Genomic DNA, 21,172 nt, shown 5'->3' on the forward strand with positions numbered 1-21,172 from the left:
AGTATTTCAGCACGAGAGGACGCATTAAAGCTTCAACGTAGAGTCTCACGACACTGTTTCAGCACGAGAGGACGCATTGAGGCTCCAACGTGGGGTCTCGCGATGTTGTTTCAGCGCGAGAGGACGCATTAAAGCTTCAACGTAGAGTCTCACGACACTGTTTCAGCACGAGAGGACGCATTGAGGCTTCAACGTAGAGTCTCACGACAGTATTTCAGCACGAGACGTCATATTAACGATTCAAATGAGAATTCAATAAGACTCATGCTTCCATTGCAACGCTTTTCGCTCTATTTTCTTAACCATATCATTTTTTCCTTCTATATATGACTCTATATCATACGGATATTGTTCGGCGAGTTGAGTCTTTAACTCGCCATACCTTTTTTTGACCTCCGCATGAGCTCGCAAATAATCGCGAAAAGCTAAATGACGTTTAATGTTACTACTTCCCACTTGAAACATATGCACATGATGTGTGCGCTTTTTTCCACCTTTTTGAAAATATCTTCGCCCATGAATACCATTCTCTCCTTTAGGGATATACCCGATTTCACGCATGGCTTCATTATATGAATCAATCAAGTAAATGTCTCGGACAACTGGCATGATGTCAATGATTGGTTTCGCTTGTAGGCCTGGTACAGATGTACTACCAATATGATGAATAGAAATGATTTCTTTTCCGAAAATGTGATAAAGCATCTTAACCTCTTCTTCAAACATAGCGGGCCATCTTTCGTTATATGAACTAACTTCAACTTTTCGCAAATGTTACTTCCCCTTTACTATATTTATTCATCATCAACCATTTTCATTAAAAAGGGATATAAATAGTCCACAGCATGATGCACATTTTCTTCAAACAAGCGCTCGACAGCATCACGTTTTTTCTCTACAAAAATAACTTCTTGAAACTCAGGTTTTTCACCTTGACTAATTAATTCTGTCGCAAACCGTTGATAATCTTCCAGTAACTCTCTTGCTACCAATTGTATTTTTATATGAAATAAGATAACTAAATGGTCATAGCCAGCTGTTTTCATAAGGTAGATCGGTGTGCATTGTTCAATCGTGTCATGTTCAATGCCGAATTCCTCATTTACTTCCCTTAAAACACTATTTTCTACATTGAAATATCGGCCTGTTATATCTTCCCAGCCTAACCCTCCTCCAGCACATTGCAGGCGGTCGGGATAAGCTGTGTGGGAAGCCATTTTCCCAATAACAAATTGGCCATCTTTCGTTTCAATCAAACCAGCACCATAAACAACTTTACAACCTTCTTGATCGGTTATATGATGACGAACGGTATGCAAATAATGGGCATAATCAGTCAGACTTAACTTGATGTTCATCACATCGTCCTGTTCGACAATCGATTGGATAGTAAATGTATCACCTCGTAAAAATTGTTGCTCTTTATTAACATCCAACCAAAACTTCTCAATTTCCTGTTTACGCCGTGATGATAAACGAACTTCTTCACCTGTATATTCTACTTTCACTTCTTTATTGCATGAAAAAATTTGATTAGATTTAATGACCTTCACGCCCTTTCGATACGCCAAACTACTTCATCAATTTCCTAATTCTATCTGGAATCATCACGACCTCTGTTTTCAAATCAACTGGTTCAAACGTTTTGTCAATACATTCATCCCAGAATGCTATATGTTTTTTATCTACCCAATGATTTGAAGTCTCCACATCTTGTCCACCTTCACCTTGTACAGAATACCAATACAGATATTCATCACCATTGAGATGTTCTCTAAAAATTGTTTCGACATACATTTTTTCGCCTTCTAACGTGAGTAAGACGTCTTTCATATGTTCATTTAAAAAAGCCATCCATTCATCAACACGTTTTGATTGTCCCTTTTTGACTCGAAATCTTGTTAACTCAATATTCATGTTAATCCTCCGTTTAAATATAAAAGTTTAACCATTAATTATTTTCTATCTTAACACCAGAAATTTCTGAAATCAATCATTACTTGTAGTTATTTTTCATAGTATGCTATATTCATTGGTAGCCAGACATCCCAATGACGAAAAGGGTGATTAAATGTTTTATCGAAGAAAATATTATTTAGTAAAAGAAGAGTTTGTTGATATTTTTAATGAACATTTTCATCGTACGAATTTACCAAATCAATTGAAGCATGGTACACGATTTATCGGAAGATGGATGAAAGACAATGGTGATGGGACTGTAGAGATCTTTGCCATTTGGGAATATGACAGCTATGAACAATACATAGAAATAGAGAATAATATACGCAGCGATGAGGCACATGTTAGAAAGATTCAAGACTGGTATGAAAAGCATGGTGGAAGAGATGATGTACTCAAACACTATTTATTAGAGGTCCGCAACGAAGCCATAGAATCAACAAAACCGAAATATACATGTCCTTGTTGTGGGTATAAAACGTTAGATGAAGAACCACCCGGCTCTTGGGAAATATGTGATATTTGTTATTGGGAAGATGATCCGCTTCAATTTGAAAAACCAAATGAAGAAGGCGGAGCGAATCAGCCATCTCTAAGACAAGCTCAGCAAAACTTCCACGCCTTTGGAGCATGTGATGAAGAATGTATTGAGCTAGTAAGAAAACCAAATGAACATGATGACAAAGATCCTCATTGGAAACCGTTAGATTAACGAATAAAAGTGTCTCGTGAATCATAGTGTGGGTTCACGAAACACTTTTTCCATTAAGGTACAATTTATTTTTTCTCTCCAAGTGATAATTGGTAGACTGGGATTAAGGTGTCATAAATCGCCTTTACTTCATTAATAAACGCTTCGCCGTCTTGTAAAATCGGATCACCCATCGCAAATTGTTTTCCAACTAAAAACTCGGCACTTTTCACTTTTAAAAAGCGTTCCAATTTCTCACGCAAATGAATATCAGCCCATTTTTCGTTAGATTTTTTCATATGATTCATTGATACATCATAGTCTTGAGGGATGATGTCTGCTAACGTCTCTTCATGCTCCAAGAAAGTACGAGCATATGCTTGTTTATTCGGTAATTCATAAATGTAGGCTAACCAAACAAAGACACGGTCATCCCATAAACCTATTTGAAAATGTGGGTGTTTCTTATACCCTCGCTTATTGTAACTAAAAGCCATCCACGTATCATTAGGTGGGTTCACTGTTCGGCGAGCATGTTTAGCAATATGTATATACATATCATGACCTGCTTTTTCAGTTAAATAATCAGCCAATTCATCACCGATTGCTTTAAACTTCGGCTGAATCCGTTTGCGAATAGCTGCCATTCGTTCGTCTAACCCATCAATATGAAATGTTTCGAAATCTGCTTGTGTAAATCCTTTAAATGACATTCAAAAGCCTCCGATTGTTTTTTCTACTATTATAAATCCTATAAGAATAGGATGCCACTTGTTGAACTGATTATGACTACGTATATTCAGCGTTCATAATATTTCAGTTAGAGGTTTAATTCTTATTTACTCAACTTTCGCAGAGTAAAATCATATTATTATTCAGCGGTAGTATAATGCAAGAGCTAATCAAAAGCGTTCCTTGACAACATCTTTATAAAAGAAAAACACCTCAACATTTTGTATAGTGAAATTGACTAAAATAACACTACCAAGAAGAGGTGTCTCCTACTATGAGAGCGAATAATGACCAAAATAAGCAACTACCAAATGAAATAGCATCAACATTTAAAGATAAATATCCTACAACACTTGCGGACTACAAGTAGTACTGAGTCTTTGGATTTTCATGTGCTTATCTTTTCCAATTGGTCTTCTGTTTGATCTTTAAAAATAAAAACTGGGTTAGAATGCTTGAAAGTAAAAATCCAATAATGTTCCTGCCAAGGACACGTTTTATCGCTTTTTAAATCACTTTACATTTAAATGGCGTCGTTTTTTACTTCTACTCGTTTCTTTTACCATTAGAAAAGTATCAAAGCTCACACGCCTTGAACGACTAAAAGTATTTATTTTTGACGATTCATCATATAATCATAGTCCTAGTAAACATGAAGAGTTTCTTGCGCGTTGCTTTAGTCACGCTTCCAAAAAATGCGTTTCTACAAAGGAAATTGCATGTTGACACCAGGTTGGTTACATGGTGCTAAATTTTTACCGATAGATTTTTCGCTGTTAAGCAAAAAAGAGCCAGATTAACGGTATTTCATCGACAATTGATAAACGTAGCTCAGACTACAAACGCCGTTTTGAAGCCTTACAAAAAGCGCCAGAACAAATTCCAGATATGATTAAACGTGCGGTGAATGCTGGAATTGATGCTTCTTATATGTTGATGGACACATGATTTAAACAACAACTTTTTATTAAGGCTATTACAGAACAAGGACTTGACGTAATTGGTATGGGCAATGTTATATTGTGACGGGCAACGTGTAAGCCTCAAACAGCTTTATAGTCTAGCGGAGAGAGCTGAGCGAAATATGGTGTTTTACATTTGTACCATACAAGCAAATGATGTACATTAATATCTCTTAACAACAGTAAAATTACTTAATTATTTTAGATATTACTAAAATATCATCAGATTCCAAATAATTCTTTGGGAGATCAAGTTCACTTAATTCCGCCTTTTCTATTCCGCCACCACTGGCTAAAACAAGTTCACCTTCTACAATCTTTCCATAATCAGGTATTTCTACTCCGTGTTGCCCATTTTCAACGAATGGTTTCGTTCCCTTTGGCCATATTGGAGTAGAGTACTCTGAGCCGGTTTCAACTGAGTTCTTAAGTAATAGTGTCTTACTTTCACTATCATAAAATAGCTCTCCTTCTACATGAGCCTCCATAGCCCCCTCAAGTTGATGGACTAAAATGATTGGATCCTTTCCAGCAATTTGATAAGTTGCATCCTTTCCATTGCAACTGACAAGAAAAATTAAATATATACTAATCACACCCAAACTTGCTATCACTCTCATCTTCTTCCTCCTTGAGTTATTTATTTTCCTCCAAATTACGGAAAATAAGTTTTAATTATTTACTAATATATAAATGACTTTTTTAACAAGCAAATATTCCAATTCCAGGAAATTGTAAAGTATCGTCTCTTGCAGCTAAAAAATATTTACGTATACCTTATTTCGAAAACTCCAATAAAAACTGACTATTCGCTCCCTCCTTAAATTTTAAAGGGACAGATTAACTGCCCCTCTACATCAATTCAACATGATAACCAAATCTCTAAAGTAATTACTTCGTATGCACCCTCATACCCACTGCAGAAGGTAAATTACGTGCTGGTGAAAATTGGCTACGTTGACCACGGTTAATCGTCGAATATCCGCTGTGAATACCGTATGCAGTTCCCCCATAATACCATGGACCGCCACTATCTCCATTTGTAGTATAATGCTTTCGTGTAGATACCATGCCTTGATATTGGCCACGTGCTGTATTTAGCTTATATATTTCATCGCATTTATTCCCAGACTTTCTTCCAAAGTTACATACTCTTATTCCCACACGTGGGCTACCTACTGCTGTAGCATAACGTTTCTTATTCCAATTGTAGTAGAACGTACGAGCAGCCGTTTTGGTACCTACAGTATACCGGGCTAAATCACCGTATTTCCCAGCATGTGATTTCACACGCTTAACAGTTGTTGTACCTCTATTACCGCTATGGTTAGCATAAGTAAATGTACCAGTACAATGATGAGCAGTTGCCAAGCCTCTTCCACCACTATTGTTCCGCAAAGTAAATCCTGCTGTACAATTTCCAGATGATTTATTAAGAAAACCTCCGCCACGAACATACTTACTTTCATTTCCACTTTCAAGTTTATCTATTAATTTATATTCAACAATAATATTCTTGTTTTGTGGTTGTAATTCTTCCATTGTGGATAATAAATTCTTACGTTGTAATACTGATAAGGATTCTTTTGGCTGACTTTCTATCGTAATAACACCTGTTTGAATATCATAATAGCTATTCACATTTGAGATTTCATCACGTTGATAGATATTATCATGAATAGCTTCAAGTTCTGTTTTCAACTCTAATTCCGAGAACCCTTGATTACCAACTAAATTAATTGTAGCTGGTAGAGTGCTAGATAAATTTATCGCATCTTTCGGAATACTCTCTTTAAAAGCAATCCACGCGCCTTTTCCATCGCTATGAAAAATGGCACCAGCAAAAGTATCGGGATATGTCTCTTCAAGTTTATCCGCGACACGAACAAATTCAGTTTGCCAAGCGAAACGATCGATTGCTTCATCAAAACTAATTCCTTCACTTTGTGCAATTACCTTAAGATCTTCAAGTTCATCTAAAGTAATTCCATCAATTATAATGTTTGGTGGGAGGGTAGGTAAATCCTCTAAATCATTATTAGCTGATACTTTTCCTGTATCGCCTTCATAAGCCCCGCCTAATCCGCTGTTTACTTGTTCAACAACATAGGCATCTAGGGCTTCTTCTAGGGTAATACCCTTCTTTTTAGCTATTCTTTTTAATTGTTCAATTTTGGGACGCTCTGTAGGTGAATTGGCAAGTGTTATAGTCTGAGGTGAGGTTGTTTTTAATTTATAACTTTCTCCAATTGTCGATTCAGCATAAATTGTTGTAATATTCACTCCAAATATTAATAACAAAATGAAAAACAACGAACTAACTCTTTTCTTCACGAGTTTTTTCCTCCTTTTAATAATAAGGATCGTTAATACAATCCTTTAATGTTAATTTAATTATTAAAAGGACTATAAATTACATCATTAACATCTTAACAAAATATAAAATTCCATCCTTAACATCCCCCTTTTAAATAAATAGTAATAATATGATTTGTATAAAAGCTATGTTGATCTTCGCGACTATTATATCACTTCTGTCTTATTTGTATCAATATATTTTTAGTTTTTTTGCATTTATCCCACAATTTTGCATTCTCAATATTTACACCTACCCTAATTTTTAATATAATATACTCCCCAATTAGGTTTTTGATTTTTAAGTCCTCACCGATGCCCATTCAACTGCATACACTATGTCATGATAGTCGGGGGAGGTAACAAGTAATGGAATTAACTGCAGCACACTGGATGTATTTAATCGGGACGTTTATCATTATCTTAACAATGCTGTGCCGACAAAATGTTGTTGTACCATCTCTTATCGTGACTTTCTTAGTCGGATGGATATATTCCGATTCCTTTATCATTGGCTTACAAACGATATTTAATGCTAGTTTAATTGCGGCTGGTGAGTTATTTAATATTTTTCTGATTATCGCCATTATGACTGCGTTGTTACACGCTTTAAAAACGCTCGGTGCTGATGAACAGATGATCACACCATTTCAGCGAGTTATGAAAAATGGACATATGTCTTATTGGGTTATTATTTTCGTTACGTATACGATTTCTCTCTTCTTTTGGCCAACACCTGCTGTGCCACTCGTTGGAGCTCTACTCATTCCTGTTGCTATACGTTCAGGCCTGCCACCAATTGGTGCTGCTATCGCCATTTCGCTTGCTGGTCAAGGCATGGCTTTATCTTCTGATTATATCATCCAAATTGCGCCATCTTTAACAGCGACAGCGGCTGAGGTAGATGTGAGTATTGTAGCTAATCGAGCATTTGTATTATCCATTATTACAGGAAGCATTGCTATCATTATCGCTTACTTCTTACTAAGAAAACAGATTTCAAAACCCTCTAATAGCCATCTAATTGCTTGGGAAAAAACGGACAATTTCTCTCAGGTAAATCAAGATCTTCGAGTTCATAAACGAAGCAAAAACAAATATGGTCTTCTTTTTGCCATCGTCGTTCCGATAACATTTTTTATCATTATTTGCTATATGTTTCTCGCTATTGTTATTGATACTATTCCACCAATCGAAGGCGGAACAGGAGCCGCTTTAATTGGTGGTGCGTCTATCATAATTCTTATCATCGCATCTTTCTTTAAGGATATCCGTTCTTCCTTAAATCTTGTTAGTGACCATCTTGTAAAGGGATTCTTATTCGCCTTTAATGCTATGGGACCGGTTATACCAATTGCAGGATTCTTTTTTATGGGGAGTAGTGAATTATTTAGTAAAATACTAGATACGAATGCCGAAGAAACACCATCTTTTCTATTTGATTTAGTCGTTTCCAGTCAGCAATTTATACCAGAAAATCCTTTTATATCCGGATTTGGAATTCTTCTTATCGGAGCGATTACGGGGTTAGACGGCTCCGGCTTTTCTGGCTTACCTTTAGTCGGTTCTTTATCTGGGGCCTTAGGAAGTACTGTCGGCATAGACGTAGAAACTTTAGCTGCCATAGGACAAATGGGTTCTATTTGGGTAGGTGGTGGAACATTAATTGCTTGGTCCTCCCTTGTGGCAATAGCTGGTTTTGCCAAAGTTCCGGTCATGGATCTCGTTCGAAAATCCATTGTTCCCGTAATGGCTGGGTTAATCATTTCTACCTTAATAGGGTTGTGGATTTTTTAACGATATATGTATATTAAAACGACAAAATGAGTCTGTATGAGTTGCTTTATTTTTTAAATTGGAATATACTGTCACCCTAAACTACCTTAGCAGAAAAAAATATAGTATAATACAAATATATTAATGTAAAAAGGAGTTATGACATTGTTAGGAAACATTGGTGAAACTTTCACATTAGATCGACCTGCTTTTTATCTCATTACATTTATTGTTATATGTAACTTTGTGTATGTCGTTTTCTTTAAAGATAAACTAAGTCCAATCAATTATATACTTATTAATTCGCTTTTCTTCGTCCTTATTGGAGCTTATTTAACGTTCCAGTCTGGGATTATTGTCGATGAACTTAATTTATCTGGAGATTCTTTGACGTTCATTTTATTAATTGTCTCTGGGCTTTTCCTGCTCCTTAGTGTCTTGTATAAAAAAGATTAAATCAGTCTGTTCATCATATTGGGGGTGTCGTTCATATCTTGAAACTTCACCCCACGTCGCCACTTATTTGCCAAGATAGTAAAACTAATTTGCACCATCATATGTCAGCACAAACGGTTTATTTTCATCCATTGTTGCACGGTATACACTTATTCCTCCAGATGGTGATGTTGCAGAAGACGAGTCAATTGTAAAATCTTCATTTAATGATATCGTCCACTTCGCTTGATTATTTTCAGTCAGGACAATAGCAAGTGTGCCAAACTGAACAATTTGATCCCAATCAAATGTTTCTGTTTGACCATTTTGTGTAACGGAAATTCCGTCTGGACTGCTTATAAGTTCTATATCTTCACTTTTCCACGCACCTTGTATCTCAGCTCCAACATAATAATAAGAAAGACCACCACCACGGTCACCGTACGTACCGATGAATTGATGAATTGTCTTATCAGTGGCTTTATATGTAACTACAGCCACATCATTTGCTAACCATTCCACTTTAAATTCGCCATCTGTTTTATAGGGTAATGTTTCTTTTGGCAGAGCAAGAATACCGTAATAGTTTCTATAATAAACTGCTTCACCGGTTTTAGTATTCTGTTTTATCGCTAATACATGCTTAAAATCAGGTGATATACTTGTTACATTTTTAATTTTTGAATTACCTATAACGAGCAACACGCCATTCATAATTATAAATAAGATTACAATACTAGCTACGGCAAGTTTCCACTTTTTGGTGAGTGTTAGTAAAAACAGTATTCCTAGTGATAAACAAAGAACACAAATTATATTTATCATGTAAAATATCCGGTCATCAATGTATTCCACTTGAAATCTTTGATGGATAAATAAGTAACCCATTTGTAAACAAAAGAAACCGATTGCTAGAAAGAAAAGTAACCAGCCTATTATTTTAATTCGTTTATCCTGCCTCTTGGTCATCTACTTCTATCTCCTTCGAAAATTCCCATGTTTTACCGTTATCTTTTGAAATAAACTTCCCCTTCACTTTACCGCCTTTATAATCACCATTAGGACCTTGATTAACGAGAAGCACCAAATGGGCTTCTTCCTTAAAAGGTATTTCAGCTGTTACAAAAATTTCATGATAATTTTCTGGAACATTTATAAAGGCTTGCGTCCATATGTTTCCGCCATCTTGTGTTACATAAAGTTCCGGTTCATCTGGATTAATAGTTCCATAAGACAAAAACCCAGTTTGTTCATCTATAAATCCACCGTCCGAAATTAATCGAGTGACACCCGATTGATTTGTTTCTTTCCAATTTTCCCCACCATCAAATGTTATATAAACATTTGATGCTTCTTGTGCTACAACGCGGTCACCGCTAATAATGACATAACCGAATTCTTCAGTTAGAAAAGCTACTTTTCGAAAGCGAATCATTGGATAACGATCCGTAACAATAGCGTCTTTCCACGTTTTACCTTGATCATGCGAGTATGTTAATACAACTTTATTTTCATATTCGTTTGTTTTTTCCATATATAAAAATGCCACTCGATTTTCTGAAAGGATATAACTGTTTTTAATCAGCTCTTGTTTATTCCCATTGTACTCCCCAGCAAATAATTTATCTATTTCAATTGGAACGTATTGCCAAGTTTTGCCTTTATCAAATGTTATGTTTAGCTCTTTATTTTGAAGGGAATAACCCACTGTATGATCATCATCATAGATTGGTTGTAATTTCTCAGCCTCTGGTGATTTGTCTTGTTGTTCCTCAAAATTTGTCTGTAGAGAAGAGCCTTTGGGATACTGTAGATAGATTATGATAGAAATGATTGAGCCGAACATGATGACACTTGCTATAATAAGAATTATTTTTTTCACAGGCAGTTCTCTCCTTTTGATTATTGACTATAAAGGTATACTATTTTGTTTGATTAACTGCAGCCTACATTGACTAGACACACGCTCTCCGCACATGTTCCAACAAAAAGCGGTTGAGATGTAGATTAGAAATGCCTACCCCACACTTCATTTAGAAAAGGATGGTGTTCATACGGACATTTAATATATGATAAAATAGTTTATCAATATTTATTTTATATTGAATAGAAGGGAATAAAAACAATGAAATATTCAACAACTGTTTATGGAAATTTACAAGTAACATGCCCTATTGACTGCGGGAACGCACCAAAGAAAAGCCTCCTCAAAGATTTAAACATCGCTCTTGCTAAGAAAAATGTCAATTTTATTTTTGATTATTTAGCTGATGATTTTCTTTGGGATATTGTTGGTGATAAGCGCGTCCAAGGAAAAGACAAGATCGCGGATATGATAAATGAATACCAGACGACTCAAGTCTCTGAACTGCATATGAGCTATATTATTACACACGGGAAAACAGCTTCCGCTAATGGCATATTCATGTTAGCAAATAAAAAAAGTTATGCATTTTGTCATGTTTACAATTTCACTAGTGCAGGCAAGAAGTCCAAATTAAAAGAAATGACTACGTATTTGATTGAAACATCATCATCTCGTTTGTCGTTTTAACATTGGCGTCAAGGTGAATAATGACTAAAACTGCACACTAAACCCATTAAACTTATGTATACCTGTACCAAATTTGCAAAGTCCTTTTTCTCCTAGAAATTTAACTGCGACCTTTATATACTAGAACTCCATATTAAAATATTCTAATGGTATGGATTCGTAAGACAATAGACAGCCTGCTCTTCTCCAAATCTCAACAATGTTTCACGTAAATTCATCCCTAATTTTTCTAACAATCTACATGAAGGTTTATTTGCTGTTTGAGTTTCAGCAATAACTTCCGGTAAATTTAGACTTTTGAACGCGTAATTGATTACTTCTTCCACAACTTCACTACCAATCCCTTTCCCCCACCACTTTGGAAGGATTTGATACGACACTTCTGTAGATATACCATCATGGTGTGTGTCAAGTGAGATGAGTCCTACAAATGTATGCGTACTTTTTTCTTTAACTACCAAGTTCAATCCGTCCATTTTTTGGTGAACCATGTTTAAAAAAGTTTTCTTAATCGTATCTTCTTCTAAAATTCCGCCAAGATACCGTCTAATATCTGTATTCATATACAATTGTTTAATGGCTTCATAATCATTCTCTTGTAATTTTAAGAGGACACATCTGTCAGTTTCAAGCAAAAAATCACTCCTTTTTTCACTATATTTTACGGTCTCGATTCGATTATTTTATAAAAGCGATATCATAAGCGTATACTTGATGATGTTTATTTAAAAAATCATCTAACCCTTCAATTTCATATGTCTGAGTTTTTTCTCGTGTTAAGAGATCATATATGACAATAGCTGATTGCTCAAAAACTTCCTCCTTTTCATTAAGATGGCTGTAATAAAGAAATAATTGCTCATCTTTCCAATCAACTTTAACAAAACTTGCCGGATTTATATTTTCCACAATGTTAAAATTTTTTTCGATTTGCTTTGTCTTTAATGCCATTGTGTAAATATTCCCTTTTCCATCTATGGCATATAATAAATCATCATGAATATGAATGCTTTTACGTCCGTACGGTAAATAGTCTTGTTCTAGCTCACTATTTGTTGCAAATAACTCATGATATGTGACCGTTTTCTTATTAAGGTCGATATCTCCTATTTTAAAATAGGATTGATCTTGTTCATGAAATAAAGTCATATAATACAAATGATGATCATGATAGATTAAATGGCTTAAAGGATACGCATCAGCCTCATTCCAGGACATCATTTGTTTTGTTTCAGCCTTGTCGGATAATGTTACTTGATGGAGCGTAAAATCAACGGACATCTTTTCATCATTTAATGGATTGGCAGCAATCAGATAAATGACATTACTATGTACACCTCTCGTATCAATATAAAATGGCAAGGTATCTTGTTTCAATTCATTTCCCTGTTCCCAGTAAATATCGGACTGATATTCTGAACTACCATCGGGAATACCTGTATTGAAAATCGAGAAAAATGTGTCGTCATCTTTAGCTGCGACAAAGTCTCCTGTATACTGTTTTTTATCACGTTTTCTTTTTGTAAGCCCTGTTGATTTAGAAACAACATAATCATGTGACTCATCTTGAAAAAAGACCGCACCAACTTCATCAGAATAAGTGACGCTTCCTAACTCTAGCCCTTTTGTTTGATATGGATAAATCGTGCCCTCTTCGTCAACAAAAACGACAAACCCTTTTCCCGGTGTCGTATCCATTGTTGTTGAATAATACAAGACAGCTAACTTATCTTCTAAAAAATTCGGGTCATCTAACTGTTCTTCTGTCAGTATTTGTGTTGTAGGATTTTTCGTCATAAACCAAACAAACACACTGATACATAAAATAACACCAATAAGAAGCAACCACATTTTTCTCATGTAAAAACCCCTTTAAGTAGCAAACTTGTTATGGTCAAAGGACCATAACAAGTTTAGAGATTTATTGAATAACTAAATACGTTTCTACATAACTAGAATCGCGAATATCTTTCGGATAAACACCTGCACCTTTATTGTAATCAATATCAATGCCAGCATTTAAAAGGTAAGCACTCCATAATAGTTTAGAGCAGTTTTTTGCTCCGTAGTGACCAGTGTGGCGGTTCGTAGCAAAGTTATAAGAGTATGGGTCGCCTACACGACTCTTTGCCCAATTAGCAGCCGCGTCACGATTTGTTTGTGTTGTCTTTACTTTTTGCATGACCGCGTTTTTCTCGACATTTCTATCATTATAGCGAATCATTCTTACACCCGTTGATGGGAGCGATTCGACGACATAATAACGATTGTAATAGATGCCGTTGTGACCATGCGGAACCCCTAGAGTCGTAGAAGGTGTGTAATAAATATCGCCATTTCTTTCAGACGGCTTTAATTTATAGTTCCCAGAACTTCCACCTGCTAGTTGATTTCTTTCTTTCTCATCTTGAGCAATTTGATCCTCTAATTCTTTTAAAATCATGTCAGCTGCTTCAGTAATCGTTAGCCCTTCTTCTTTTGCAAATATTGTCACTGATTCTTTCACTTCTTCAACTGACACACCTTGTTGAAGGTGTGCAATTTTAGAAAAAACATCATTCTCGTAAAATGCCGTACTTGCACTGACTGTCATCGTTCCTGATAAACATGTGAAAATCACAATTAACAATAAGCCTATTCGTTTCACTTGATACGCCTCCTCTTTTAAAATATTAAATATTTATTCTGATAATTATATATATGACAAGGTTTTGTGTGATGGATTGGCACTTAACTCAAATTTATCATAAACTGTGTTAACCTATGATATTGCGATATGCCTGAACATAAACAGCATAATCCTCTTCAGAAAACAACGTCATCACCACTTGTCCGAATGGATGACTTTTCAAGAAATCAATAATCGTTCTTATGGCAATGGTGGCAGCTAATTCGATTGGAAAACGATAAGCGCCTGTTGATATTGATGGAAATGCAATGCTTGTCAGTTCTTTATCTAAAGCAAGTTGTAATGAATTTCGATAACACTTCGCAAGCAATTCATCTTGATTTGACTTACTTTGACTCCAGATTGGCCCTACTGTATGGATCACATATTTCGCTGGTAAGTCATATCCTTTCGTTATCACAACTTCACCTGTTGGTAAATACTCACCTTTTAACTGATGTTTTCTTATCTGTTGACACTCGTTAAGTAGCTTTGGTCCAGCTGCACGGTGAATAGCTCCATCAACACCCCCTCCTCCCATTAGTGTTCCATTAGCGGCATTTACAATCGCGTCGGCTTGTTGTTTTGTCAAATCACCTGTCATCAAAATAAGTTCATTACCGTTTATTTCGACATGCATCGACCATTCTCCTTCCAAAATATTAATTTTTACACTATTTTTACGTCTATTAATATATTAGTTGAAGTAGTATTCTATTTCATAAAACATGATTGTAGCAAATCGGACAAGCATTGGGATAATATTGAAACCAACACATTCAATTAATCGTACAAATCATATGGAGTGATGAACATGAACAATGCCGTTTATATTTCAGATCATTTTCTCTCATCGGGCGAAACAACTATTCGAGACGTCGAAAATAATGTCATTGGCTATTTAGATTTGAAAAGCATGTTTAAATCAGGCGTATCCGTATTAGATGTGAACAGAGCAACACTTGCTTCGGGGAAATTCAAGTTTTTTCTCATCAATGGCTTGTTTTAAACAAGGTTGAGGAACAAATTGGTGTAGTTAAACAGAAATTCTTCTTTTTATCAAAAAAGTATACGTATACAACATCAGGTGGAGACATATTTTATTTTCATTTGTTCGTCATTTTGAAACACATTGTTTATGTCAGACTTCGATTAGTCCGAATAACTAAATTCATTCTTCCTGAAACAAATGATACAACATCCGATCTTTATCATTAAAAAATTGCTTCATCAATTGGTAATGGCCTGTTTCCTCTAACTTTTGTTCCGTCATACCATTCTCTGTCAACTCGATGATTTTAGCATGTGGATACGCCATTATAATCGGTGAGTGTGTCGAGATAATAAATTGTGAACCATAATTGACAAGTTCATGTATTCGAGCAAGCATGGACATTTGCCGTAATGGAGATAGCGCTGCTTCTGGTTCGTCTAAAATATATATTCCCTTTCCCGCGAATCGATGGATAAATGTTGCGAAAAATGCCTCTCCATGTGATTGCTTATGCAATGATTTACCACCAAAACGATCAATCACTCTTGCCCCTGAGCTAGGTTGTGCATCCAATTCTTCAATATTGGTTGCCAAGTTATAGTATGTTTCTGCTCTAAAAAAGAACCCGTCTTTAGGTAAATATACGCCTTTAGCCACACGCAAATATTCATCAAGGATCGAGTGAGAATCATAACTAGAAAAGTTAAAATTCCGCGTCCCTCCTTCAGGGTTAAAACCTAGTGCAACAGCAATACCTTCCAATAATGTCGACTTCCCCATTCCATTTTCTCCAACTATATATGTGACATTCGGGTGTAGCTGAAGCTTTTGAAATGTCTTAATGACCGGCAAATTAAATGGAAATTGATGATTTGATGGAATCTCATCTTTTTTCAAATCAATACTTTTAATATATTGTGTATCGGGATTAAGCTTCATCTTTGGATACCTCGTTTTTACTTCTCATTAACACCGGCTTGATACATTGGAAAATGAGTAGATTTCAAAACTTCTTTTCAATAAGTCGTTTTTCATTAAAGGTTTAAAATTCTTGATCTAAATACCATTCCAAAATAGTCGCTGCCTGCTACACAACGTAAAGCGACTTTCTTTGCATCCTCTTCATTGTTTTCTTGAACAAGATCAGTTACATTTACTCTCTACTTTCCACTTTATTTGCGATAAAGTAAGCAATTGTAGCGGAGAAAAGTCCAATCAATAAGCTATACGAAAAGGAATTTCCTGGAATACCAGTCATCCACACTTCTGGTGGTAATAAACCACTCTGATTCCATGATCCGCTTACGTCTGCAGCGAACATAAAAGTAATAAAAAATCCAAGTGTAAATTCAAATAACAAAAATAAAACGACGAAACCAATAGCAAAAATAAAATACTTTTTCATTGCTCATCCCTCCTAACGTGTATTACGTTTAAGATATTGAAATGTTTCGTCATTTTATAAAAGCTTATATTATTAAAAAATAGTTCCTTTAAACTTATTTGGTTTTATGACGTAGCTTTCAATGATAAAACCACAATCCGTACAAAGAATATGTTCAACACTTGATCCTAAACTCATCTTATTAGCCGGAGCCATCACCGCATAACCTTGATAGACGCCTTTACCTAATTCTTTTCCACCACATTTTGGGCATTCTGTTACTTCTGTTGATTTTTTCATTTCAATATCTCCCCTAACAATATTGTTTAAACATCATTTAATCTTTCATAGATTCATAATAACTTTACTTGCCATTGATTACCATCTTGCTCGTAATAGAATTCACTAAGCGTATCTGATTCGAACACTTCTAACATTTTGTCAAAGTCATTTGCTAATTTATAATGATACAGATCGGCCCTTTCAATCCAAAAAACGCGCCCTTCTTCAGATGACTTTAGTTCTCCTTCAAACTGATTTGTCTTATAGAGTAACACAATATAACGCTCATCATCATTTGTTTGAAACTGTTTCACACCACAAAGAACAGGTGATGTAATGGTTAACCCCGTTTCTTCATATACTTCACGAATAACTGATTGTGCGAATGATTCTTCCCTTTCTACATGTCCACCGGGAAATGTGATCCCTGGCCAGTTAGAATTTAGTCGATCTTGTACTAGTATTCTACCGTTATCATCATAGATCATACACATGTTTGTGAACACTGCTTTTTCACTTCTACTCATTAATCGTTCTCCCTCATAAGTTTTAATTATTGTACATAAATTTAATTTTATAGATAATTACTCATAATACTTAAGCTTTGAACAAAATGGAAATGAAAAAATTAATGGTTTTGTCTTCAAAAAAAAATCCTCATTAGAATGAGTAACTGTTTTCGTTACTTATCAATATTTTGTAGCTGTTTCTCAATATTTCTTCTCCCATACATAACTCGAATAATAGTAACAGTTTTTATCTCAGTCTTCGGAATATAAAGTACAACAAAATTATCTACAGGCATTTGACATAATCCTCTCGTATGCCATGGTTCTTTTTCAAATAACCTAAATCTATGAGGCATCTTTTCCAAACTCAATATAGCTTTTTCTAGCCGCTGTTCTTGATTCAAGAAGTGTAAATGCAATATATTCATAAACCCCTCGTAAATCAGCGTCAGCCTGATTAGTTAAAACGACTCTATATTTCATATACGGTAATCATCGCGAATATCTGAAAAAGTTTTACTTACATGTTTTGTATTACCTTGTAAAAAAACGCATACCCTTTCTCAATCTCTATGTCCAATTCTTCATCATTTAAGGTACTTGTATCAATAGGATAATTTGTTGAAAGCGTCACTTCAAAGGGAATTCTTTTTTGAATGACAACCTGTTTCAAAAACATATTCACTGCAACGGAAACCGGAATACCTAATCGCCCAAGAACTAACTCTGCCTGTTCTTCGATTCTAGGTTCGATATTTATCGTTAATTTTTTGTCTTATCCATTATAAATCACTCTTTATTTATACTTATTATATGAAATAGTATTTACAAAAGCCAGATAATTTTTCAGACTTAGATGACTTAACTATTTTAACCAACTTTCGACTCTATCTATGAAATGTAAATCTTTCCAAGTCGTTATTGCCTTCATTTCTCCCAATTGTTTTACTTGGTTTTGGAAAAATAAGTCCCCTAAAAAGTATCCTAATCTACTATAACCGAATCTTTTACCACCATTTATTGAAAACCATTCACGAAAAATTTGTTCAGTGGTTTTAGAGGAATAGTCTTCAGTAAACGCTTGTTTTATTTTTTCCTTATTTGACTCAGCAAACGATAACCATTCTTCTCCATCATTATCAAATGAGAAATATACAAAAGGCTCTAAGCCTGGTGAAATTCTTTTTGAAAAATGAATAGCTGCTCCCTCTTGATTTAGCCAAATAAGTGGATTTCTCCACTCCATTTTATACCAATCCATTCCTGATTCGTCTGAAATAATATGATGTGAAGCATGCCCAAATTCATGTGCAACGATAACTTTTAAATGGTCAGGTTCTGGAGATAATTTTTCTAATGCAAATGTAATATTTGGGATTATTTGACGGTGAGTAAAAGCATTAGATCCAAAGCCACCTACGATTAAATTTACATCTACCGGGAAAGAAACATGGTATATTTTATAATATTGATTAGTTATTTCATGAATAATTGGTTTAATGCTCTGGTGGACTTTTTTTATAATTGGTATGGCTTGAGGATATTTTGTAATCGATTGATTATGCCTTTCATTCGTGTCTTTGCAATGATACGCAAAATATTCTCTAAATATATCCGGATATTCTTCATAGTAACTTTGTAAAAAGGAGATAGATGGTTGATAATGATCCATAAAAAATGGGATCGTATCAATGATTTTCATATTATTTCCCTCCAAAATTAATACGTTTAGGTAACTAATATTGATTAAGAAGAATAACAAAACTATTTATTAACATGACTGATGCTAGACATTTTTCTTGAAATAAAATAAGCAATTGAAGCTGAAACAAAGGAGATAATTAATATCATCAAAAAGGAACTAAAAACATTTTCATATACAGTTTAAGTTTCTGGTAATTGGTTAGGATTTTCCATTGTCCATTCTAATCCACCTGGAGGATTCGTCCAATTATAAAAGCGCGTCACTAAAAGTACCGATAAAAATCTTATTAATGAAAATGCTAGTATAAAACTAACTCCAAATATCATATAACCTCTCATTGCAAATCCACCTCTATTTTTAGCCGCTTATAGAAATAGCATCTATTATAGTCTTTATCTCAGTTTTAATTCATTTGCCAAATGTACCTAACATGACTTAACTTTTTTCAGTAGTCATGCTTCACAAGAAACTCTAACATCTCACTGTTCATATTTTTTATATGTTTTTTTGATGGAAAATGCCCCATATCGTAAGTTTTGAAGGTAGTTAAATTCGGAAAAATTTCTTTCTTAAGCGATTTTATGTAATCCTCATAATGTTGTGTGATTAACCTCTTTCCTTCTTCGCTTTTATAAATGGATTGTTTTGTCATGGTTTCACCTCATTTTAGCTTAACACTCAACGGCAGATTCCACTCTATTATATTACTATTCAGATAAATAAGTAAGGGATAACATGGAACATGATAGATTTTTCTTTCAGTTTCTATTTGTTTCAATTGAAAATGTCCTATGTTAATATATATACCGTACAATTATTCAACATAGAGAGGTTATTAACATGAAAAATTCATTTATTGATTCAATAAAAAATAGACGATCTGTTTATTCTCTTAATAAAAACGTGTCCTTATCAGATACACAAATTCAACAGCTTGTAACAACAGCCGTTAAGCACTGTCCATCGGCTTTTAACTCACAAACATCCCGTATCTCTATTTTATTTGGTGAACACCATATAAAATTATGGGATATTGTTGAAGAAGCTTTACGTTCAATCGTTCCTGAGGATAAATTCCCAAAGACAGCAGAAAAAATCGATACTTTCCGTCAAGGCTACGGTTCCATTCTCTTTTTTGAAGATACGGAGATTGTTTCCAATTTGCAAAAAAACTTTCCAGCTTATGAAAAGAATTTCCCTATTTGGTCTGAACAGTCAACAGGGATCACTCAATTTGCTGTGTGGACAGCTTTAGCTCATGAAGGTATTGGCGCATCACTACAACATTATAACGAACTCATTGAAAATCAAATAAAAGAACATTGGCATATACCAGCATCTTGGAATTTAAAAGCACAAATGCCATTTGGTGGGATTGCTGGTAAACCAAAAGAAAAGGAATTTATTTCAGACGAAAGTCGCGTTTTAGTTTTTAGTTAAGATTGTTGAATTTAGTAAAAAATCGTCCCATCATTTGGGACGATTTTTTTATCTATTCGATGTTTTTTCTTATACACGTTAAATCCTATTTTCCACGAATAAAACACGGCCATATCAATTATAAATCTTGGGATAGACGAATCATATCCCTACATTGTATCCCATTCTCGAAAATTTCCTCTTGATAGTGTCTAACAAAAAAATCAATATCCACACCTGTAATCCTAAAGCCACATTTTTGATATAAAACAAGCTGTCCGATGCTTGAATTTCCAGTCCCAATTTCAATTGTTTTATATCCATTTTTTTTGGCTGTTTTAATTGCATTTTTTACTAAAAATTTCCCAATTCCTTTTCCATGGTATTCTTCTACAACTGCAATATTCACTATTTCTACAGTTTGAGGTCTTGTAGGAAGTAGCACATAAACCCCAACAAGCTGATTATCACTTTCAGCAATAAAGCATTCTCCCCTCCTTACATATTCCTCAACAATATTGCGAGAAGGGTCGGCTAACAATAATAAATCCATGGGTGGTTCTTCATCTATACTTAGTCGTCTAATCTCCATATGACACTCCTACATTAACAATCATTCAATTTCGTCATTTTATTTTGCTGAATCACTATTAATAATTCCATAATACACAAGGTCTTCATAGTGGCCTTCCTTTATGACATGCTCACTTAATACTCCTTCCTTTTCCATGCCTATTTTTTGCAAAA

At 34.8% G+C, this 21,172-nt stretch carries 29 protein-coding genes and 2 pseudogenes; 8 read left to right on the top strand and 23 right to left on the bottom strand.

Going from position 1 to position 21,172, the window contains the following annotated elements; all coding sequences use genetic code 11:
• Nucleotides 1-252 precede the first annotated feature (252 nt).
• Genes HNQ35_RS12370 through HNQ35_RS12380 form a run of 3 tightly spaced genes read right to left on the bottom strand, consistent with a single transcriptional unit; the run spans nt 253 to nt 1,917 of the window.
• Nucleotides 253-771, bottom strand: coding sequence for a GrpB family protein (locus tag HNQ35_RS12370; protein ID WP_146938493.1), 519 nt, complete (start codon nt 769-771; stop codon nt 253-255).
• Between the two features lie 23 nt (nt 772-794).
• Nucleotides 795-1,571, bottom strand: a complete 777-nt coding sequence (locus tag HNQ35_RS12375; protein WP_146938492.1) for a hypothetical protein — start codon at nt 1,569-1,571, stop codon at nt 795-797.
• Between the two features lies 1 nt (nt 1,572).
• Nucleotides 1,573-1,917 carry a DUF6176 family protein gene (locus tag HNQ35_RS12380; RefSeq protein WP_146938491.1) on the bottom strand — a complete coding sequence of 115 codons (345 nt, stop codon included), beginning with the start codon at nt 1,915-1,917 and terminating at the stop codon, nt 1,573-1,575.
• 154 nt (nt 1,918-2,071) lie between these two features.
• Here HNQ35_RS12380 and HNQ35_RS12385 point away from each other — a divergent pair.
• Both HNQ35_RS12385 and HNQ35_RS12390 read left to right on the top strand, forming a co-directional pair.
• Nucleotides 2,072-2,401: pseudogene (locus HNQ35_RS12385) on the top strand (NIPSNAP family protein); the annotation flags it as partial.
• Complete coding sequence (locus HNQ35_RS12390) at nt 2,390-2,671, top strand: CPCC family cysteine-rich protein (RefSeq protein WP_174771682.1); 282 nt, start codon at nt 2,390-2,392, stop codon at nt 2,669-2,671. The pseudogene HNQ35_RS12385 and the gene HNQ35_RS12390, both read left to right, overlap by 12 nt.
• Nucleotides 2,672-2,736: 65 nt before the next feature.
• Here the strand turns inward: HNQ35_RS12390 and HNQ35_RS12395 are convergent, their stop codons facing one another.
• Nucleotides 2,737-3,363: a DUF1054 domain-containing protein gene (locus HNQ35_RS12395; RefSeq protein WP_146938490.1), complete on the bottom strand. Its 627-nt coding sequence runs from the start codon at nt 3,361-3,363 to the stop codon at nt 2,737-2,739.
• Between the two features lie 293 nt (nt 3,364-3,656).
• Here HNQ35_RS12395 and HNQ35_RS14600 point away from each other — a divergent pair.
• Nucleotides 3,657-4,505 (top strand): annotated as a pseudogene (locus HNQ35_RS14600) (transposase); the annotation flags it as partial.
• Between the two features lie 27 nt (nt 4,506-4,532).
• Here the strand turns inward: HNQ35_RS14600 and HNQ35_RS12400 are convergent.
• Together HNQ35_RS12400 and HNQ35_RS12405 are read right to left on the bottom strand one after the other, a co-directional pair.
• Nucleotides 4,533-4,964, bottom strand: coding sequence for a hypothetical protein (locus HNQ35_RS12400; protein ID WP_146938489.1), 432 nt, complete (start codon nt 4,962-4,964; stop codon nt 4,533-4,535).
• A 271-nt stretch (nt 4,965-5,235) separates the two neighbouring features.
• Complete coding sequence (locus HNQ35_RS12405; protein ID WP_146938488.1) at nt 5,236-6,678, bottom strand: S1 family peptidase; 1,443 nt, start codon at nt 6,676-6,678, stop codon at nt 5,236-5,238.
• Between the two features lie 390 nt (nt 6,679-7,068).
• On the opposite strand from HNQ35_RS12405, the gene HNQ35_RS12410 reads away from it, so the two are divergent.
• Nucleotides 7,069-8,496, top strand: a complete 1,428-nt coding sequence (locus HNQ35_RS12410) for a hypothetical protein (protein ID WP_146938487.1) — start codon at nt 7,069-7,071, stop codon at nt 8,494-8,496.
• Nucleotides 8,497-8,640: 144 nt separating this feature from the next.
• Nucleotides 8,641-8,931 carry a hypothetical protein gene (locus HNQ35_RS12415; protein WP_246118104.1) on the top strand — a complete coding sequence of 97 codons (291 nt, stop codon included), beginning with the start codon at nt 8,641-8,643 and terminating at the stop codon, nt 8,929-8,931.
• An 84-nt stretch (nt 8,932-9,015) separates the two neighbouring features.
• On the opposite strand, the gene HNQ35_RS12420 is transcribed toward HNQ35_RS12415, so the two are convergent.
• Together HNQ35_RS12420 and HNQ35_RS12425 are read right to left on the bottom strand one after the other, a co-directional pair.
• The gene (locus HNQ35_RS12420; RefSeq protein WP_146938485.1) at nt 9,016-9,879 is read right to left on the bottom strand and encodes a hypothetical protein; all 864 of its coding nucleotides are present in this window, start codon (nt 9,877-9,879) and stop codon (nt 9,016-9,018) included.
• Nucleotides 9,860-10,792: a WD40/YVTN/BNR-like repeat-containing protein gene (locus HNQ35_RS12425; protein WP_146938484.1), complete on the bottom strand. Its 933-nt coding sequence runs from the start codon at nt 10,790-10,792 to the stop codon at nt 9,860-9,862. Before HNQ35_RS12425 ends, HNQ35_RS12420 begins: the two co-directional genes overlap by 20 nt.
• Before the next feature lie 243 nt (nt 10,793-11,035).
• Here HNQ35_RS12425 and HNQ35_RS12430 point away from each other — a divergent pair, with 243 nt between their 5' ends.
• Complete coding sequence (locus tag HNQ35_RS12430; protein ID WP_146938483.1) at nt 11,036-11,464, top strand: nuclear transport factor 2 family protein; 429 nt, start codon at nt 11,036-11,038, stop codon at nt 11,462-11,464.
• Between the two features lie 143 nt (nt 11,465-11,607).
• On the opposite strand, the gene HNQ35_RS12435 is transcribed toward HNQ35_RS12430, so the two are convergent.
• The 4 genes from HNQ35_RS12435 to HNQ35_RS12450 form a co-directional block, all read right to left on the bottom strand.
• Nucleotides 11,608-12,099: a GNAT family N-acetyltransferase gene (locus HNQ35_RS12435; RefSeq protein WP_146938482.1), complete on the bottom strand. Its 492-nt coding sequence runs from the start codon at nt 12,097-12,099 to the stop codon at nt 11,608-11,610.
• A 43-nt stretch (nt 12,100-12,142) separates the two neighbouring features.
• On the bottom strand, nt 12,143-13,324 hold the full coding sequence (locus tag HNQ35_RS12440) for a YycP family beta-propeller protein (RefSeq protein WP_146938481.1): 1,182 nt from the start codon (nt 13,322-13,324) through the stop codon (nt 12,143-12,145).
• 61 nt (nt 13,325-13,385) lie between these two features.
• Nucleotides 13,386-14,057 carry a YiiX/YebB-like N1pC/P60 family cysteine hydrolase gene (locus tag HNQ35_RS12445; protein WP_146938495.1) on the bottom strand — a complete coding sequence of 224 codons (672 nt, stop codon included), beginning with the start codon at nt 14,055-14,057 and terminating at the stop codon, nt 13,386-13,388.
• Between the two features lie 163 nt (nt 14,058-14,220).
• Complete coding sequence (locus HNQ35_RS12450) at nt 14,221-14,772, bottom strand: O-acetyl-ADP-ribose deacetylase (protein ID WP_146938480.1); 552 nt, start codon at nt 14,770-14,772, stop codon at nt 14,221-14,223.
• 174 nt (nt 14,773-14,946) lie between these two features.
• Between HNQ35_RS12450 and HNQ35_RS12455 the strand changes: the two genes are divergently transcribed.
• Entirely contained in the window at nt 14,947-15,141 is a 195-nt protein-coding gene (locus tag HNQ35_RS12455) for a hypothetical protein (protein ID WP_146938479.1), read from the top strand.
• 162 nt (nt 15,142-15,303) lie between these two features.
• Here HNQ35_RS12455 and HNQ35_RS12460 read toward each other — a convergent pair whose 3' ends face one another.
• The 10 genes from HNQ35_RS12460 to HNQ35_RS12500 form a co-directional block, all read right to left on the bottom strand.
• Complete coding sequence (locus tag HNQ35_RS12460) at nt 15,304-16,065, bottom strand: AAA family ATPase (RefSeq protein ID WP_146938478.1); 762 nt, start codon at nt 16,063-16,065, stop codon at nt 15,304-15,306.
• Between the two features lie 214 nt (nt 16,066-16,279).
• Nucleotides 16,280-16,531 (bottom strand): hypothetical protein, encoded by a 252-nt coding sequence (locus tag HNQ35_RS12465; RefSeq protein WP_146938477.1) that lies wholly within the window; start codon nt 16,529-16,531, stop codon nt 16,280-16,282.
• Nucleotides 16,532-16,603: 72 nt separating this feature from the next.
• Nucleotides 16,604-16,810, bottom strand: coding sequence for a transcription initiation factor TFIIIB (locus HNQ35_RS12470; RefSeq protein ID WP_146938476.1), 207 nt, complete (start codon nt 16,808-16,810; stop codon nt 16,604-16,606).
• Nucleotides 16,811-16,863: 53 nt separating this feature from the next.
• Complete coding sequence (locus tag HNQ35_RS12475) at nt 16,864-17,319, bottom strand: 8-oxo-dGTP diphosphatase (protein WP_146938475.1); 456 nt, start codon at nt 17,317-17,319, stop codon at nt 16,864-16,866.
• A 155-nt stretch (nt 17,320-17,474) separates the two neighbouring features.
• On the bottom strand, nt 17,475-17,657 hold the full coding sequence (locus HNQ35_RS12480) for a hypothetical protein (protein ID WP_246118106.1): 183 nt from the start codon (nt 17,655-17,657) through the stop codon (nt 17,475-17,477).
• Entirely contained in the window at nt 17,647-17,784 is a 138-nt protein-coding gene (locus tag HNQ35_RS14315; RefSeq protein ID WP_246118107.1) for a hypothetical protein, read from the bottom strand. The genes HNQ35_RS12480 and HNQ35_RS14315 overlap by 11 nt, the downstream gene beginning before the upstream one ends.
• A gap of 37 nt (nt 17,785-17,821) precedes the next feature.
• Entirely contained in the window at nt 17,822-18,061 is a 240-nt protein-coding gene (locus tag HNQ35_RS14540) for a type II toxin-antitoxin system RelB/DinJ family antitoxin (RefSeq protein WP_218026200.1), read from the bottom strand.
• 105 nt (nt 18,062-18,166) lie between these two features.
• Nucleotides 18,167-19,003: a hypothetical protein gene (locus HNQ35_RS12490; protein ID WP_146938474.1), complete on the bottom strand. Its 837-nt coding sequence runs from the start codon at nt 19,001-19,003 to the stop codon at nt 18,167-18,169.
• Nucleotides 19,004-19,185: 182 nt separating this feature from the next.
• Nucleotides 19,186-19,344 carry a hypothetical protein gene (locus tag HNQ35_RS12495; protein WP_170226720.1) on the bottom strand — a complete coding sequence of 53 codons (159 nt, stop codon included), beginning with the start codon at nt 19,342-19,344 and terminating at the stop codon, nt 19,186-19,188.
• 107 nt (nt 19,345-19,451) lie between these two features.
• A complete protein-coding gene (locus HNQ35_RS12500) occupies nt 19,452-19,658 on the bottom strand; it encodes a hypothetical protein (RefSeq protein WP_146938473.1) in 207 nt (68 codons plus the stop codon).
• Between the two features lie 188 nt (nt 19,659-19,846).
• Between HNQ35_RS12500 and HNQ35_RS12505 the strand changes: the two genes are divergently transcribed.
• On the top strand, nt 19,847-20,446 hold the full coding sequence (locus tag HNQ35_RS12505; RefSeq protein WP_146938472.1) for a nitroreductase family protein: 600 nt from the start codon (nt 19,847-19,849) through the stop codon (nt 20,444-20,446).
• 118 nt (nt 20,447-20,564) lie between these two features.
• Here HNQ35_RS12505 and HNQ35_RS12510 read toward each other — a convergent pair whose 3' ends face one another.
• Entirely contained in the window at nt 20,565-21,017 is a 453-nt protein-coding gene (locus HNQ35_RS12510; RefSeq protein ID WP_146938471.1) for a GNAT family N-acetyltransferase, read from the bottom strand.
• Nucleotides 21,018-21,172 lie beyond the last annotated feature (155 nt).

This window comes from Cerasibacillus quisquiliarum, from assembly GCF_014202495.1.
Taxonomy (GTDB): domain Bacteria; phylum Bacillota; class Bacilli; order Bacillales; family Amphibacillaceae; genus Cerasibacillus; species Cerasibacillus quisquiliarum.

Bases quoted from the DNA above. Each gene is read 5' to 3' on its own strand.
- HNQ35_RS12380 (WP_146938491.1), bottom strand. From the start codon at position 1,917: ATGAATATTGAGTTAACAAGATTTCGAGTCAAAAAGGGACAATCAAAA.
- HNQ35_RS12395 (WP_146938490.1), bottom strand. From the start codon at position 3,363: ATGTCATTTAAAGGATTTACACAAGCAGATTTCGAAACATTTCATATT.
- HNQ35_RS12400 (WP_146938489.1), bottom strand. From the start codon at position 4,964: ATGAGAGTGATAGCAAGTTTGGGTGTGATTAGTATATATTTAATTTTT.
- HNQ35_RS12410 (WP_146938487.1), top strand. From the start codon at position 7,069: ATGGAATTAACTGCAGCACACTGGATGTATTTAATCGGGACGTTTATC.
- HNQ35_RS12420 (WP_146938485.1), bottom strand. From the start codon at position 9,879: ATGACCAAGAGGCAGGATAAACGAATTAAAATAATAGGCTGGTTACTT.
- HNQ35_RS12430 (WP_146938483.1), top strand. From the start codon at position 11,036: ATGAAATATTCAACAACTGTTTATGGAAATTTACAAGTAACATGCCCT.
- HNQ35_RS12440 (WP_146938481.1), bottom strand. From the start codon at position 13,324: ATGAGAAAAATGTGGTTGCTTCTTATTGGTGTTATTTTATGTATCAGT.
- HNQ35_RS12445 (WP_146938495.1), bottom strand. From the start codon at position 14,057: ATGACAGTCAGTGCAAGTACGGCATTTTACGAGAATGATGTTTTTTCT.
- HNQ35_RS12450 (WP_146938480.1), bottom strand. From the start codon at position 14,772: ATGCATGTCGAAATAAACGGTAATGAACTTATTTTGATGACAGGTGAT.
- HNQ35_RS12455 (WP_146938479.1), top strand. From the start codon at position 14,947: ATGAACAATGCCGTTTATATTTCAGATCATTTTCTCTCATCGGGCGAA.
- HNQ35_RS12460 (WP_146938478.1), bottom strand. From the start codon at position 16,065: ATGAAGCTTAATCCCGATACACAATATATTAAAAGTATTGATTTGAAA.
- HNQ35_RS12465 (WP_146938477.1), bottom strand. From the start codon at position 16,531: ATGAAAAAGTATTTTATTTTTGCTATTGGTTTCGTCGTTTTATTTTTG.
- HNQ35_RS12470 (WP_146938476.1), bottom strand. From the start codon at position 16,810: ATGAAAAAATCAACAGAAGTAACAGAATGCCCAAAATGTGGTGGAAAA.
- HNQ35_RS12475 (WP_146938475.1), bottom strand. From the start codon at position 17,319: ATGAGTAGAAGTGAAAAAGCAGTGTTCACAAACATGTGTATGATCTAT.
- HNQ35_RS12480 (WP_246118106.1), bottom strand. From the start codon at position 17,657: ATGCCTCATAGATTTAGGTTATTTGAAAAAGAACCATGGCATACGAGA.
- HNQ35_RS14315 (WP_246118107.1), bottom strand. From the start codon at position 17,784: ATGAAATATAGAGTCGTTTTAACTAATCAGGCTGACGCTGATTTACGA.
- HNQ35_RS12490 (WP_146938474.1), bottom strand. From the start codon at position 19,003: ATGAAAATCATTGATACGATCCCATTTTTTATGGATCATTATCAACCA.
- HNQ35_RS12495 (WP_170226720.1), bottom strand. From the start codon at position 19,344: ATGAGAGGTTATATGATATTTGGAGTTAGTTTTATACTAGCATTTTCA.
- HNQ35_RS12500 (WP_146938473.1), bottom strand. From the start codon at position 19,658: ATGACAAAACAATCCATTTATAAAAGCGAAGAAGGAAAGAGGTTAATC.
- HNQ35_RS12505 (WP_146938472.1), top strand. From the start codon at position 19,847: ATGAAAAATTCATTTATTGATTCAATAAAAAATAGACGATCTGTTTAT.
- HNQ35_RS12510 (WP_146938471.1), bottom strand. From the start codon at position 21,017: ATGGAGATTAGACGACTAAGTATAGATGAAGAACCACCCATGGATTTA.